The organism is Citrobacter amalonaticus Y19, from assembly GCF_000981805.1.
In the GTDB taxonomy this organism is placed as follows: domain Bacteria; phylum Pseudomonadota; class Gammaproteobacteria; order Enterobacterales; family Enterobacteriaceae; genus Citrobacter_A; species Citrobacter_A amalonaticus_C.
Genome location: NZ_CP011132.1, coordinates 4054507 through 4068607 on the forward strand (window position 1 = coordinate 4054507; position 14101 = coordinate 4068607).

At 56.1% G+C, this 14101-nt stretch carries 14 protein-coding genes; 2 read left to right on the forward strand and 12 right to left on the reverse strand.

Annotation, left to right across the window (positions count from 1 at the left end):
- Positions 1-22: 22 nt before the first annotated feature.
- Positions 23-400 carry a DUF2756 family protein gene (locus tag F384_RS18705; RefSeq protein ID WP_046498380.1) on the forward strand — a complete coding sequence of 126 codons (378 nt, stop codon included), beginning with the start codon at positions 23-25 and terminating at the stop codon, positions 398-400.
- Here the strand turns inward: F384_RS18705 and ugpQ are convergent.
- The 10 genes from ugpQ to livK form a co-directional block, all read right to left on the reverse strand.
- Positions 384-1130 (reverse strand): glycerophosphodiester phosphodiesterase, encoded by a 747-nt coding sequence (ugpQ, locus tag F384_RS18710; RefSeq protein ID WP_046491585.1) that lies wholly within the window; start codon positions 1128-1130, stop codon positions 384-386. The two genes, F384_RS18705 and ugpQ, sit on opposite strands and share 17 nt — an antisense overlap.
- Positions 1127-2197, reverse strand: coding sequence for a sn-glycerol-3-phosphate import ATP-binding protein UgpC (locus F384_RS18715; RefSeq protein ID WP_046491587.1), 1071 nt, complete (start codon positions 2195-2197; stop codon positions 1127-1129). Before F384_RS18715 ends, ugpQ begins: the two co-directional genes overlap by 4 nt.
- A gap of 1 nt (position 2198) precedes the next feature.
- On the reverse strand, positions 2199-3044 hold the full coding sequence (gene ugpE / locus F384_RS18720) for a sn-glycerol-3-phosphate ABC transporter permease UgpE (RefSeq protein WP_046491589.1): 846 nt from the start codon (positions 3042-3044) through the stop codon (positions 2199-2201).
- Positions 3041-3928 carry a sn-glycerol-3-phosphate ABC transporter permease UgpA gene (gene ugpA, locus F384_RS18725; RefSeq protein ID WP_046491591.1) on the reverse strand — a complete coding sequence of 296 codons (888 nt, stop codon included), beginning with the start codon at positions 3926-3928 and terminating at the stop codon, positions 3041-3043. Before ugpA ends, ugpE begins: the two co-directional genes overlap by 4 nt.
- 112 nt (positions 3929-4040) lie before the next feature.
- Complete coding sequence (gene ugpB, locus F384_RS18730; protein ID WP_046491594.1) at positions 4041-5357, reverse strand: sn-glycerol-3-phosphate ABC transporter substrate-binding protein UgpB; 1317 nt, start codon at positions 5355-5357, stop codon at positions 4041-4043.
- A gap of 301 nt (positions 5358-5658) precedes the next feature.
- On the reverse strand, positions 5659-6372 hold the full coding sequence (gene livF / locus F384_RS18735) for a high-affinity branched-chain amino acid ABC transporter ATP-binding protein LivF (protein WP_046491597.1): 714 nt from the start codon (positions 6370-6372) through the stop codon (positions 5659-5661).
- Position 6373: 1 nt separating this feature from the next.
- Complete coding sequence (gene livG, locus F384_RS18740) at positions 6374-7141, reverse strand: high-affinity branched-chain amino acid ABC transporter ATP-binding protein LivG (protein ID WP_042323002.1); 768 nt, start codon at positions 7139-7141, stop codon at positions 6374-6376.
- On the reverse strand, positions 7138-8415 hold the full coding sequence (gene livM, locus F384_RS18745) for a branched chain amino acid ABC transporter permease LivM (protein WP_046491600.1): 1278 nt from the start codon (positions 8413-8415) through the stop codon (positions 7138-7140). The genes livG and livM overlap by 4 nt, the downstream gene beginning before the upstream one ends.
- Positions 8412-9338, reverse strand: coding sequence for a high-affinity branched-chain amino acid ABC transporter permease LivH (livH, locus tag F384_RS18750; protein ID WP_042323006.1), 927 nt, complete (start codon positions 9336-9338; stop codon positions 8412-8414). The genes livM and livH overlap by 4 nt, the downstream gene beginning before the upstream one ends.
- Before the next feature lie 169 nt (positions 9339-9507).
- A complete protein-coding gene (gene livK, locus F384_RS18755; RefSeq protein ID WP_046491604.1) occupies positions 9508-10617 on the reverse strand; it encodes a high-affinity branched-chain amino acid ABC transporter substrate-binding protein LivK in 1110 nt (369 codons plus the stop codon).
- A 420-nt stretch (positions 10618-11037) separates the two neighbouring features.
- Between livK and panM the strand changes: the two genes are divergently transcribed.
- Positions 11038-11421, forward strand: a complete 384-nt coding sequence (gene panM, locus F384_RS18760; protein ID WP_046498383.1) for an aspartate 1-decarboxylase autocleavage activator PanM — start codon at positions 11038-11040, stop codon at positions 11419-11421.
- Positions 11422-11519: 98 nt separating this feature from the next.
- Here panM and livJ read toward each other — a convergent pair whose 3' ends face one another.
- Complete coding sequence (gene livJ, locus F384_RS18765) at positions 11520-12620, reverse strand: branched chain amino acid ABC transporter substrate-binding protein LivJ (protein WP_152400362.1); 1101 nt, start codon at positions 12618-12620, stop codon at positions 11520-11522.
- Between the two features lie 208 nt (positions 12621-12828).
- A complete protein-coding gene (locus F384_RS18770; RefSeq protein ID WP_046498386.1) occupies positions 12829-14094 on the reverse strand; it encodes a 4-aminobutyrate--2-oxoglutarate transaminase in 1266 nt (421 codons plus the stop codon).
- Positions 14095-14101 lie beyond the last annotated feature (7 nt).

The window sequence follows — 14101 nt, forward strand, 5'->3', positions numbered from 1 at the left end:
ATACCTCAGAGGAGGAAAGATGATGAAACGATGCTTAATTTTGGCAGCGCTACTGCCGTTTGCCTGTCTCGCACAGCCGATTAACACCCTGAACAATCCGAACCAGCCGGGTTATCAGATCCCCAGCCAACAGCGGATGCAAACGCAGATGCAGACGCAGCAGATCCAGCAGAAAGGGATGTTGAATCAGCAGTTAAAATCGCAGACACAACTCCAGCAGCAAAACCTGCAAACGCAAATGAACAACAATCAGCAGCGGATCCAGCAGGGTCAGGTACGCGAACAGCCGTTACCCAATACCAACGGCGGCATGTTGAGTGGCGGTACGCGCCAGGAGAGCGGCCAGCAGCACATGCTACCGCCGCGTCAGAATGGCGATATGCTTAACCCGCAGCAGTAAAGTCCGGGCCAATCACATCAATCGCATCGGTACAGATGCAGTCCACGCCCCAGCGCAGCAGTTCCGCCGCGCGCTGGGGTTTGTTGACGGTATACACCAGAATATGTAACCCCGCCGCTTTAAGCTGCTTAACCCGCGTTTCATCCAGCAGTGCGTGATTCAGGTGAATCGACACGCAGGCCAGGCGAGCGGTCAGTTCGCGCCAGTCATCACGCCACTCGTCAAGCAGCAACCCTCGCGGTAACTCCGCCACGGCGGCCTGCGCCGCTTCCAGCGCATCAATGTCAAATGACGACAATAGCGGTGCGGTCATCCCCTGCCACAGCATACGCGCGGCGAGAGCAATCGCTTTTCCCGTCTGAGGCCCGGTTCCGGTGGTCGGTTTAATTTCGATATTGGCCATCAGGCCATGCAGGCGACAGCGCTCTGCCACCTGCGAGAGTAGTGGGAGCGGTTCGCCTTTAAACTCGCCGCTGTACCAGCCGCCGGCATCCACCCGCAGCAAATCCTGCCAGTTGAGCTCGCCCGCCACACCCCAGCCGTTGCTGGTGCGTTCAAGGTTGTCATCGTGCAGCAGGAATATTTCCCCATCCTTCGACAGCTTCGCGTCGAACTCGATCATGGTATGTCCGTAGCGCACGCCAACGTCGATCGCCGCCAGCGTGTTTTCCGGCGCCAGTTTACCGCCGCCGCGATGGGCGACGATGCGGGGATACGGCCAGTTACTCATACACGTTGTCCTGTTTCACCGTCAAAAAGGTGCAAATGATTTTCCGGCAGATGCAGCCACAGCGTGCTGCCTGCCTTTGGGCGCTCCTGATGGGCCAGACGCACCACCAGCTTTTGATCGCCCCAGCGACCGTGCGCCAGGTTGTCCGCGCCCAGCATCTCCAGCGTGTCCATCACCAGCGGCACGCCGCCTTCCGCCTGCGAGCTTAGCGCAATATGTTCCGGGCGGATACCCAGTGTCATTTTACGCCCGGCATAGCCGCGATAAAACCAGTTCACCGGTAGCGCCATGCCGCTCTCCAGTTCGAAGTGCGTACCCGCATGGCTGATGCGCCCTTCCAGCAGGTTCATCGCCGGACTGCCAATAAAGCTCGCCACAAAGCGGCTGGCCGGTTTTTCGTAAACCTCCACCGGCGTGCCAATCTGCTCGGCAATGCCTTTGTTCATCACCATCACGCGCTGGGCGAGCGTCATCGCTTCGACCTGATCGTGGGTCACGTACAGCGAGGTGGTTTTCAGGCGACGGTGCAGATGCTGGAGTTCCAGGCGCATCTGCACGCGCAGTTTGGCATCCAGGTTAGAGAGCGGCTCATCAAACAGGAACACCGCGGGATCGCGCACAATGGCGCGCCCCATCGCCACGCGCTGACGCTGGCCGCCGGAAAGTTCGCGCGGACGACGTTTGAGCAGACCGTCCAGTTCGAGAATACGCGCCGCTTCTTTCACTCGCTGCTCGATATGACCCTTGCCCATCCCACGGATTTTCAGCCCCCACGCCATGTTCTCTTCCACGCTCATATGCGGGTAGAGCGCATAGTTCTGGAAGACCATCGCGATCCCGCGATCTTTTGGCTCCATTTCGGTCACCCGCTGACGATCGATCCAGATATCGCCGCTGGTGACGCGTTCCAGTCCAGCCACCATCCGCAGAAGCGTTGATTTCCCACAGCCGGATGGGCCGACCATCACAATGAATTCACCGTCCGCCACGTCCAGCGTCAGCGGTTGAATCACCTGGGTTTTACCATCCCAGCTTTTGGTTACTGCCTGTAATTTTAAACCTGCCATCTTATTTCTCGCTATCGACCAGGCCGCGCACAAACGCGCGCTGCATGGCTAAAACAATCACTACAGGGGGGATGAGGGTCAGCAGCATTGCCGCCATCACCTGATTCCACAAGGTGGTGCCTTCGCCGGTGGCAATCATGCCTTTGATTCCCGCCACGGCTGTCCCCAGATTGACGTCGGTAATAATCAGCAACGGCCACAGATACTGGTTCCAGCCGTAGATAAAGGTGATGACGAACAACGCCGCCAGATTGGTTTTCGACAACGGCAGCACGATGTCGCGGAAAAAACGCATCGGCGAAGCGCCGTCAATGCGCGCCGCTTCGATCAGTTCATCCGGCAGGGTCATAAAGAACTGGCGGAACAGAAAGGTGGCGGTTGCCGATGCCATCAGCGGTAGCGTCAGCCCTGCGTAACTGTCGAGCATTTTCAGGTTGGCAATCACTTCCACCGTCGGGAAGATACGCACTTCCACCGGCAACATCAGCGTGATGAAAATCATCCAGAAGAACAGGTTACGCAGCGGAAAACGAAACCAGACGATGGCAAAGGCAGAGAGCATCGAGACCGCGATTTTCCCCACCGTAATGCCAAACGCCATGATGAAGCTGTTGAGCATCATCAACCAGAACGGCGCGCTGTTTACACCGACGCCGTTGACCCAGATGTTTTTCATGTTTTCCAGCAGATGCGTGCCGGGGATGAGCGTCATCGGCGTTTCAAACACCGCGTTGTTGTCCAGCGTCGCCGCGACAAACGCGACGTACAGCGGGAACAAAATCACGACAATCCCCAGTATCAGCATGGTGTGGCTGAATATCGTCAGCCCGCGACGGTTCTCAATCATTGGTAACGCACCTTACTTTCCACGTAGCGGAACTGCACCACCGTCAGAATGATGACGAGGAACATCAGCACCACCGACTGCGCGGCGGACGCAGAGAGATCCAGCCCGGCAAACCCTTCACGATAGATCTTATAAATCAGCGTGGTGGTGGCCTGCACCGGACCGCCTGCGGTCGCGGCATCGATAACCGGGAACGTATCGAAGAAGGCGTAGACCAGATTGACCACCAACAGGAAGAAACTCACCGGCGCGATCAGCGGTAACGCCAGTTTGAAAAAGCGACGGACCGGCCCTGCGCCATCGATCGCGGCGGCTTCAACCAGCGAGCGTGGGATCGATTGCAGCGCGGCAAAGAAGAAAAGGAAGTTGTAACTAATCTGCTTCCAGACAGACGCGAAAACCACCAGGAACATCGCCTGTCCGCTGTTCTGCGCATGGTTCCAGTCATAGCCAAACTGCTCAAGGAAGTGGGTAATGAGTCCACGTCCGGGATTAAACAGGAAGATCCACAATACGGCGGCCACCGCCGGAGCCACGGCATAGGGCAGCAGCATCAGCGTCTGATACAAACGACTGCCGCGCACCACGTAATCCACCAGCGCGGCGAAAAACAACGACACCAGCAGGCCGCTGAAGGTCACCAGCGCGCTGAATTTGATCGTCGTCCAGAAGGAGTCAAGGTAGTAGCTGTCATGAAACAGCGTGACGAAATTATTCAGCCCGACAAACTGGCTGGAAAGCCCAAATGGATCGACGCTTTGCAGTGAGTACCACAGCGCTTCGCCCGCAGGCCAGATAAAGAAAATGACGGTGATCGCCAGTTGTGGCGCAACCAGCAAATAAGGCAGCCAACGCGAGCGGAACACCGGACGGGAGGATGACATTGAGATTGGATTCCTGAACAGTGCCGGGTGGCGGCTACGCCTTACCCGGCCTACAAAGACGACATGGTGCATTTCGTAGGCCGGATAAGCGCAGCGCCATCCGGCAAAAACATTAAGACTTCGTAGACTGCTCAAAGCGGCGCAACAGCTGATTACCGCGCTCGACGGCGGCGTCCAGCGCCTGCTGCGGGGTTTTCTTGCCGGTCCACACGCCTTCCAGCTCTTCATCAACAATGGTGCGGATCTGCGGCATATTGCCCAGACGCAGCCCTTTGGTGAACGGTAATGGCGGCTTATTCAGCATCTGACGCGTCGCAATATCTGCTCCGGGGTTCTTGTCATAGTAGCCCTGCTCGCGGGTCAGATCGTAAGCGGCTTTGGTGATCGGCAGATAGCCGGTCTTCTGATGCCATTCGGCCGCGTTTTCCGGTTTTGCCAGGAAGTCGAGGAACTCGGCAACGCCTTTGTAAGTGTCGTTGTCTTTGCCCTGCATCACCCACAGGCTCGCGCCGCCGATGATGGCGTTCTGCGGCGCGCCTTTGGCGTCCGCATCGTAAGGCATCATGCCTACGCCATAGTTGAATTTGGCGTAATGACGGATATCAGCAAGCGATCCGGAAGAGGCGGTTGTAATGGCGCAATCGCCGTTATAGAACTTCTCGGTGGACTCGTCTTTACGGCCGAAGTAGCTGAAATCGCCCTTCTTGTTCAGTGCTTCCAGCAGCGCGATGTGTTTCACCTGCTCCGGCTTATTGAACTCCAGCACCGCATCAGTGCCGTCGAAACCGTTGTTTTTGGTCGCCACCGGCAAACCGTGCCAGGCGCTGAAGTTTTCAATCTGGATCCAGCCCTGCCAGCCGCTGGCGTAGCCACACTTCATCCCCGCGGCTTTCAGCTTCGCGGTGTAGTCAGCCAGATCCTGCCAGGTTTTCGGCGGCTGCTCCGGATCTAAACCGGCTTTCTTGAAGGCGTCTTTGTTGTAGTACAGCACCGGAGTGGAGCTGTTAAACGGCTGAGACAGCAGATGCCCGGTTTTCGAATCGGTGTAGTAGCCGGAAACGGTCGGTACAAACTGCGATTCGTCGAAGTTAATACCGGCGTCCTTGAACACTTCGTAGACCGGTTTGATGGCTTTCGAGGCCATCATCGTCGCGGTGCCGACTTCATAAACCTGGAGCAGCGCCGGCGCATTTCCGGTACGGAACGCGGCGATGCCAGCGCTCAGGCTCTGCTCGTAGTTACCTTTGTACACCGGCACAATCTTGTAATCCGGGTGGGTGTCGTTGAAACGTTGCGCCAGGGAGTCAACTTCTTTACCCAACTCCCCTTCCATGGAATGCCAGAACGGAATGGTGGTAACGGCCATTGCGTTCGTCGCAAAAGCCAGCCCAACCGCCAGACCCAAAGCTGTATGTCGTAACGATGTCATTGTCATCATCTCTCTTATTGTGCCGGATGCGCGAAATCACGCGTTTAATGCTCGCGAGGTAACATGACATGCGCGAATGACAGAAAGATAACTGTTAGATGACGAAGCGGTGACAGTCAGGCTTCAGGTGAATGACGTTTCAGTGGCAAGAAAAGAGAAAAAGCCGGGTGGCGGCTTCGCCTTACCCGGCCTGGTCGATCCTGTAAGCCCGGTAAGCGTATGCGCCACCGGGCAATACAAACGGCTTGGTCTTGTAGGCCTGATAAGACGCAATGCGTCGTCATCAGGCATCACAGACCGTTTAACCGCCTAAATAGGCGCTACGTACCGCTTCGTTGGCCAGAAGCGCGTCGCCGGTATCCTCGAGAACGACATGGCCGTTCTCCAGCACGTAGCCGCGATCGGCCAGCTTCAGCGCCTGGTTGGCGTTCTGCTCAACAAGGAAGATGGTCATTCCCTGCTCGCGCAGTTGTTCGATGGTGTCAAAGATCTGCTGGATGATAATCGGTGCCAACCCCAGGGAAGGCTCGTCAAGCAGCAGCAGACGCGGCTCGCTCATCAGCGCGCGACCAATCGCCAGCATCTGCTGTTCACCGCCGGACATCGTACCCGCACGCTGAATACGACGCTCATGCAAACGCGGGAACAGTTCGTATACCCACTTGATGCGCTCCTGGAACTGGTCGCGCTCGGCAAAGAAGCCGCCCATCGCCAGATTCTCTTCCACCGTCATGCGGGAAAACACGCGACGCCCTTCCGGTACAATCGCTACCGCTTCACGCATGATTTTCGCCGTTTGCCAGTCGGTGATGTCTTTATCATCAAACACAATCCGACCGCTGGTCGCGCGCGGATCGCCGCACAGCGTACCAAGCAGCGTCGTTTTCCCGGCGCCGTTGGCACCAATCAGGGTCACAATCTCACCCTGATTGATGTGCAGGCTCACCTCGTGTAGCGCCTGAATTTTGCCGTAGTGGGCACTGACTTTGTCAAAGGACAACATGACTTTTTCCATCTTATGCTTCACCTAAATAGGCACGGATCACGTCCGGGTTATTACGAATCTGTTCCGGCGTCCCGTTCGCCAGCGGCGTGCCCTGGTTCACCACGTAAATACGGTCGGAAATCCCCATCACCAGTTTCATATCGTGCTCAATCAGCAGGATAGTGGTGTTGTGATGGTTGCGCAGCTCGGCAATCAGCTCGTCCAGCTCTTTGGTCTCTTTCGGGTTAAGGCCCGCAGCCGGTTCATCCAGCATCAGAATCTCTGGCTGTGTCACCATACAGCGGGCGATCTCCAGACGACGCTGGTCGCCATAGGCCAGGTTGCTGGCCTGGCGGTTCGCGTGTTCCAGCAGACCGATACGCTCAAGCCAGGTGGCCGCGCGATCCAGCGCTTCGCTCTGCGCCCGACGAAACGCCGGGGTTTTTAGCAGGCCGGAAAACACGCCGCTTTTCAGCTGCTGATGCTGTGCCACCAGCAGGTTTTCAATCACCGTCATTTCACGAAACAGACGTACGTGCTGGAAGGTTCGCACCACGCCCATACGGGCAATTTGTTGACCCGGCAGCCCTTCAAGGTGCTGATCGCGAAGCTTAATGGTGCCGCCCGTTGGCTTATAAAAACCGGTCAGGCAGTTAAACACCGTGGTCTTACCGGCGCCGTTTGGCCCAATCAGCGACACAATTTCCTGCGGATGCAGTTCCAGTTCAACGTTGTTCACCGCCAGCAGACCGCCGAAGCGCATCATCAGGCCGTTAACCGATAATAATGGCTGACTCATGCCTGCTCTCCTTTCGCTTCCCCGTTTTTCAGCTTTAACTGTGGACGGGTCATCGGCAGCAAGCCCTGCGGACGCCAGATCATCATCAGTACCATCAAACCACCCAGCATCAACATGCTGTATTCATTGAAGTCACGCATCAGCTCGCGGGAGACCACCAGCAGGATAGCCGCAAGGATCACCGCAAACTGTGAGCCCATCCCGCCGAGTACCACGATCGCCAGTACAAACGCCGACTCGGCAAAGGTGAACGACTCGGGGCTGACAAAACCCTGACGCGCCGCGAACAGCGTGCCAGCGAAACCGGCAAACGCGGCGCTGATGGTAAAGGCGGTCAGCTTGATGCGCGTTGGGCTTAAGCCCAGAGAGCGACAGGCGATCTCATCTTCACGCAGCGCTTCCCACGCCCGTCCCAGCGGCATGCGCAGCAGACGGTTAATCACAAACAGACTTAGCACCACCAGCAACAGCGCGACCAGATAGAGGAAAATCACGCGGTCAGACGGGTCATATTTCACATTGAAGAAGTTGCTGAAAGTATCCCAACCGCCTTCACGTGCGCTGCGGCTAAACTCGAGGCCGAACAGCGTCGGTTTCGGGATCTGGCTGATGCCGTTCGGACCGCCGGTGATTTCCGTATTGTTGAGCAGCAGAATACGGACGATCTCACCGAAGCCCAGCGTCACAATCGCCAGGTAATCGCCGCGCAGGCGCAGCACCGGGAAGCCCAGCAGGAAGCCCGCCGCCGCCGAAACCAGCCCTGCCAGCGGAAGGCAGGTCCAGAAGCCGAGACCGTAATAGTGGTTCAACAGCGCGAAGGTGTACGCGCCAATCGCGTAGAAGCCGCCATAGCCCAGAACCAGCAGGCCGGAGAGCCCCACGACAACGTTCAGCCCCAGACCGAGGATGATGTAAATCATGGTCAGCGTAGCGATATCCACCGTGCCGCGTGACACCATAAACGGCCACGCCACGGCAATCACCAGCAGCGCAATCAGGAACAGCTTCTGCTTCACGGTTGAGCCATCAATGGCTGGCAGAATAAACTTCGGTCCGGAGACGCTCTTCAGGCTCTTCAGGAAGATCGGCCGCAGCATCTGGAAGAAAAAGACCACGGCAGTCCCGATAAACACCCACTGCCAGCGGATGTCGGTGGCGGTATCCACCACCAGTTTCGTGCCATCCAGTTGCAACTGAACGCCCATAAAGACGCCCGCGAGGACGAAAAACATCGCGGCAGAGAGCAACGCCATCGCAAAATGCATCGGTTTCATACTTTCTCTACCTCCGGACGACCCAGAATCCCGGTCGGCATCACCAGCAGTACCAGAATCAGCAGGGCGAACGACACCACGTCTTTGTATTCCGTACTCAGATAAGCAGAAGAAAGCGCTTCCGCGACGCCCAGAATCAGGCCGCCGATCATCGCGCCAGGGATGCTGCCGATCCCGCCGAGAACCGCGGCGGTGAAGGCTTTCATCCCGGCCATAAAGCCGATATAAGGGTTTATCACCCCGTAGAATTGTCCGAGCAGCACACCCGCTACCGCCGCCATCGCCGCGCCAATCACAAAGGTCAGCGCAATCACGCGGTCAGTGTTAATCCCGAGCAGGCTGGCCATTTTCAGATCTTCCGCGCAGGCGCGGCAGGCTCGTCCCATGCGGGAGTAACGGATAAAAATGGTCAGCGCCAGCATCGCCAGGAAGGTCACAATCCAGATAACCAGTTGCATGGTCGTGATCGAGGCGGAGAAGTTTTCGCTGGCACCCACCACCCATTGTCCGTTGAACAGGCTGGGCAGCGCCACGTCGCGCGAACCTTCCGTCAGGCTGACGTAGTTTTGCAGGAAGATGGACATCCCAATGGCGGAGATAAGCGCAATCAGACGTTTGGAACTGCGGACGGGCCGATAAGCCACCCGCTCGATGCTCCAGCCGTAGGCGCTGGCAATGATAATCGCCCCAATGAATCCGGCCGCCACCAGCAGCCAGCTGGTATCAATCCCCATCATCATGAGTGCCGCGATAATCATAAAAGAGACATAGCTACTGATCATGTACACCTCGCCATGGGCGAAGTTGATCATGCCGATAATGCCGTACACCATGGTGTAACCGATAGCGATCAGCGCGTAGGTGCTTCCCAGCGTGACGCCGTTAAACATCTGCTGCAAGAAATAGAGGAACTGCTCGGACATAAAATAACCTTTTCAACCCGACAAACCGGGATGCTGAACCCACTCTAAATAATTCGAGCTGCAGGAAGGCGGCAAGTTTGCCCATCCCCGGGAGCGTACACAAGTACGTGACCGGGGTGGGTGAACGAAGCCAACGCATCTGCGGCTCGAAGTATGACGAGTGGTTGCCTTATTTGGCGGCGGTGGACGAACCGTCCGCATGCCACTGGAAGACACCAAATTCAAATCCCTTCAGATCGCCTTTTTCATCCCATTTCAGCGGCCCAATCACGGTATCTGCACCGTTTGCTTTCAAATCTTTCACCAGATCCAGCGGCGCTTTGCTGCCAGAACGATCCAGTGCCGTTGCCAGTGACTGCACGGCGGCGTAGGTTATCCACACGTACGGACCGGTGGGATCTTTTTTATCGGCTTTCAGCGCATCAACAATCGCTTTGTTGGCCGGATCCTGGTCATAGCGTTTTGGCATGGTGACCAGCATACCTTCGGCCGCTTCACCGGCAATGTTCGACAGCGACGCATTGCCCACGCCTTCCGGCCCCATGAACGTGGTTTTCAGCCCGACGGAGCGCGCCTGGCGCAGCATCTGTCCCATTTCCGGGTAGTAGCCGCCGTAATACACAAAGTCGATGTTCTCTTTTTTCAGGCGCGCGAGCAGCGCGGAGAAATCTTTCTCGCCTGCGGTGATGCCATCAAAGAAGACGATATTGGCGTTTGCCGCTTTCAGCGTGTCCTGAACGGAACGCGCCAGCCCTTCACCGTACTGTTGTTTGTCGTGAATGATAGCGATACGCTGCGGTTTTACCTGCTCAAGAATATACTTTGCTGCGGTCGGTCCCTGAGAGGAGTCCAGCCCGGCGGTACGCATGATGTGCGCGTAGCCGCGCTGCGTCAGTTCGGGGTTAGTCGCACCCGGCGAGATCATCAGAATGCCTTCGTCTTCGTAGATATCCGACGCAGGCTGAGTAGAAGAAGAGCAGAGGTGACCAATCACATACTGAATGCCGTCATTGACGATTTTGTTCGCCACTGCCACGGCCTGTTTAGGATCGCAGGCATCGTCATATTCCACGCCCACCAGTTTGTCGCCTTTGATGCCGCCTTTCGCATTGATGTCTTTAATGGCCTGCCGTGCGCCGTTAAATTCCATGTCGCCCCACTGGGCTACCGGACCTGACATCGCGCCGACAACGGCAACTTTAATCTCTTCTGCCATCGCCGCCTGCGACATCGCCAGTGCAATCACCCCTGCGATGATCGTTTTCGCATTCCGTTTCATTTACTGAATCCCCATTCGTGATGTACTTATTTTGTATTTATATGGTTAAAAAGCAGACTGTGCTTTATTTGTACTACACTATTTTTACTAGCCTGATTAATGGTTTAGCGCAGTATTTTCCGCAAATACAGATTAAAATCTCTATTTTTCAGTCGATTAAGAACAGATAATATTCTGCTTTTCACCATAGATAAACAAAAAAAAGCGCGCTTGTCAGCATAAAATAACGGGACAATGAGCCGAATAAAATGCTGCCTTCCAGGGTATTATCCTGCCTGTTTTTCATTCTCTGACGTTTCGAACTAAGGTTCTGACCGTCACAAAACTAATCCCCTGCTAAATGATTTAAAAAAGAGAAAGCGTCCTGATGAATTATTTCGGTACACTGGCACTATCTTTTGTGATTTGGACATGCTGTCGATGAAGCTGACCATCATTCGTTTAGAACACTTTAGCGATCAGGACCTGATCGACCTGGGCAAAATCTGGCCGGAGTATTCCGCCGCCTCTTTAAGCGTAGATGAAACACATCGGATCTACGCAGCGCGATTTAATGAGCGGTTGTTAGGTGCCGTAAGGGTCACTCTGAGCGGCGCTCAGGGCGCGCTCGATTCGCTGCGCATCCGTGACGTCACGCAGCGTCGGGGAGTGGGGAGATATCTGGTCGAAGAGGTGCTCCATGATAATCCGGACGTCTCATCCTGGTGGATGGCGGATGTCGGCGTGGAAGACCGAAACGTCATGGCGGCGTTTATGCAGGTACTGGGCTTTACCCCACAGCAGAACGGCTGGGAAAAGCGATAAAAAAGCCGGGTGGCGCTAACGCTTACCCGGCCTACATTCGCCAGCGTATTTTCCCAGGACGGTAGGCCGGATAAGCGCCAGCGCCATCCGGCATTCAATTATTTGGCGTCGGTCGCTGTACCGTTGGCGTGCCAGTCGAAGACGCCGAATTCAAAGCCCTTCAGATCGCCCTTCTCATCCCACGACAGCGGCCCCATCACGGTTTCCACTGAGTTCGCTTTCAGCCAGGTGGCGATTTCAGCCGGATCGGCTGACTGGTTCAGGCCCGCCTGCAGAGATTGCAGCGCGGCGTAGGTGGTCCACACGAATGCACCGCTCGGATCCTGTTTCTTCGCCTTGATCGCATCGACGATAGGTTTGTTCGCGGGAACCTGGTCGTAGTTCTTCGGTTTAGTCACCAACAGACCTTCAGCCGATTCACCGGCGATGTTAGACAGGGAAACGTTGGCCACCCCTTCCGGACCCATGAATTGCGTTTTCAGCCCTGCAGCACGAGCCTGACGCAGGATCTGGCCCATTTCCGGGTGATAACCGCCGTAGTAGACGAAGTCGATATTCTCTTTCTTCAGACGCGCCACCAGCGTAGAAAAATCTTTCTCACCGGCGGTGATACCGTCAAAGAACACCACATTGGCATTGCCCTTCTTCAGGTTCTCCTGCACGGCACGCGCCAGACCTTCACCGTACTGCTGTTTGTCGTGAACGATCGCGATGCGCTGCGGCTTCACTTTTTCCAGAATGTATTTCGCGGCGGTCGGGCCCTGGTCTGAGTCCAGGCCCGTGGTGCGCAGCACCAGCTTATAGCCGCGCGCGGTCAGTTCCGGCGCCGTTGCCGCCGGGGTGATCATCAGAATGCCTTCGTCTTCGTAGATATCAGACGCTGGCTGAGTGGAAGAGGAGCACAGGTGGCCGATAACGTATTTGATGCCGTCATTGATCACTTTGTTTGCGACGGCGACCGCCTGTTTCGGGTCACAGGCATCATCATATTTTACGATCTGCAGTTTTTCGCCTTTGATTCCACCTTTGGCATTAATGTCTGCAACCGCTTGTTCCGCGCCAGTAAACTCCTGGTCGCCATACTGAGCTACCGGACCGGACATCGCACCCACAACAGCGACTTTAATATCGGCCTGAGCCATTGTGCTGAATGCCAACGCGATACATCCTGCCAGTAACGCTTTACCCTTCATATTCATCCTGACCTTCCCCATTCTTATGGTTATTACGACTATTGTGATGTTGTTGTGTAGCGCTTTATTTCATTTATAGGTGTACCGTTCGCGCATTTTCAGCACACTCTGCTAAAACATACCCCATTTTTATAATTTTGGAATAGCTAATTTCATATTCAAATAATAAGTGAACGACATAACGTCGTGCCGCCCGGTGATGGGCGGCACAGGTTTATCGTGTCAGCGAGTGGGTGATAATGCCGAGCGCCTGACGAAATTGCGCCTCAGGAATGGTGAGCGGATAGAGAAAACGAATGACGTTGCCATACACGCCGCAACTCAGCAGCAGAAGCCCCTGCTGCAAGGCGCGATCCTGCACCTGGCGGGTAAATTCCGGAGCGGGCTTCCCGGTGTGCGGATCGTTAAATTCCACCGCCACCATCGACCCCTGAGCCCGAATGTCGGCAATAAACGGACAGTCCGCTTTCGCCTCGTTCAACGCCTCGACCAGCGTCGAGCCCAATGCGGTAGCGCGGGCACAGAGTTGTTCTTCATCAATCACATCCAGCACCGCGTGTGCCGCCGCAACGGCCAGCGGATTCCCGGCATACGTCCCTCCCAGGCCGCCTGCCGCAGGCGCATCCATCACTTCAGCACGGCCCGCCACCGCAGAGAGCGGCATCCCGCCCGCCAGGCTTTTAGCCATCGTCATCAGATCGGCCTGTACGCCATGATGCTCCATCGCAAACAGCTTACCGGTACGGGCAAAGCCGGTCTGTACCTCATCGGCGATCAACAAGATACCGTGGGTATCGCACAACGCCCGTAGCGCCTGCATGAAATCCGTTGGCGCAATATTGAACCCCCCTTCGCCCTGAACCGGTTCAAGGATAATGGCGGCGACCTGATCCGGCGCGATATCCGCTTTGAAAATGCGATCCAGACTTTGCAGCGCATCGGCGGTGCTCACGCCGTGTAGCGCATTAGGATACTGAGCGTGATAAACCGAACCCGGAAACGGCCCAAAACCGATTTTGTAAGGCGAAACCTTGCCGGTCAGCGCCATCGTCATGAAAGTCCGCCCGTGAAATGCGCCGCCAAAGGTAATGAGTCCGGGTCGTTTGGTATACGCGCGGGCAATCTTCACCGCGTTTTCGACCGCTTCTGCACCGGTGGAGAAAAACGCCGTTTTCACCGGCCCCTGAATGGGGACGCGTTTGTTGATACGTTCCGCAAGCCGGACATAGCTTTCGTAGGGAACAATCTGGTACGCGGTATGGGTAAAGGACTGGAGCTGTTTTTCAATCGCGGCGATGACTTTGGGGTGCCGGTGCCCGGTATTCAGCACCGCAATACCGGCGGCAAAGTCGATCACCTCACGGCCTTCCACATCCCACAACGTTGCGTTTTCCGCTCTCTCGGCGTAAAAGCCGCACATCACGCCGATCCCGCGCGGCGTCGCCTGCAAACGCCGTTCATTCAGTTCGTTATTTTTCATTTTCATC

Coding starts and splice junctions, on each gene's coding strand:
- livH (WP_042323006.1), bottom strand. CDS start 9,338: ATGTCCGAGCAGTTCCTCTATTTCTTGCAGCAGATGTTTAACGGCGTC.
- F384_RS18715 (WP_046491587.1), bottom strand. CDS start 2,197: ATGGCAGGTTTAAAATTACAGGCAGTAACCAAAAGCTGGGATGGTAAA.
- ugpB (WP_046491594.1), bottom strand. CDS start 5,357: ATGACATCGTTACGACATACAGCTTTGGGTCTGGCGGTTGGGCTGGCT.
- panM (WP_046498383.1), top strand. CDS start 11,038: ATGAAGCTGACCATCATTCGTTTAGAACACTTTAGCGATCAGGACCTG.
- livG (WP_042323002.1), bottom strand. CDS start 7,141: ATGAGTCAGCCATTATTATCGGTTAACGGCCTGATGATGCGCTTCGGC.
- livM (WP_046491600.1), bottom strand. CDS start 8,415: ATGAAACCGATGCATTTTGCGATGGCGTTGCTCTCTGCCGCGATGTTT.
- ugpQ (WP_046491585.1), bottom strand. CDS start 1,130: ATGAGTAACTGGCCGTATCCCCGCATCGTCGCCCATCGCGGCGGCGGT.
- livJ (WP_152400362.1), bottom strand. CDS start 12,620: ATGAATATGAAGGGTAAAGCGTTACTGGCAGGATGTATCGCGTTGGCA.
- F384_RS18770 (WP_046498386.1), bottom strand. CDS start 14,094: ATGAAAAATAACGAACTGAATGAACGGCGTTTGCAGGCGACGCCGCGC.
- ugpE (WP_046491589.1), bottom strand. CDS start 3,044: ATGATTGAGAACCGTCGCGGGCTGACGATATTCAGCCACACCATGCTG.
- livK (WP_046491604.1), bottom strand. CDS start 10,617: ATGAAACGGAATGCGAAAACGATCATCGCAGGGGTGATTGCACTGGCG.
- ugpA (WP_046491591.1), bottom strand. CDS start 3,928: ATGTCATCCTCCCGTCCGGTGTTCCGCTCGCGTTGGCTGCCTTATTTG.
- F384_RS18705 (WP_046498380.1), top strand. CDS start 23: ATGAAACGATGCTTAATTTTGGCAGCGCTACTGCCGTTTGCCTGTCTC.
- livF (WP_046491597.1), bottom strand. CDS start 6,372: ATGGAAAAAGTCATGTTGTCCTTTGACAAAGTCAGTGCCCACTACGGC.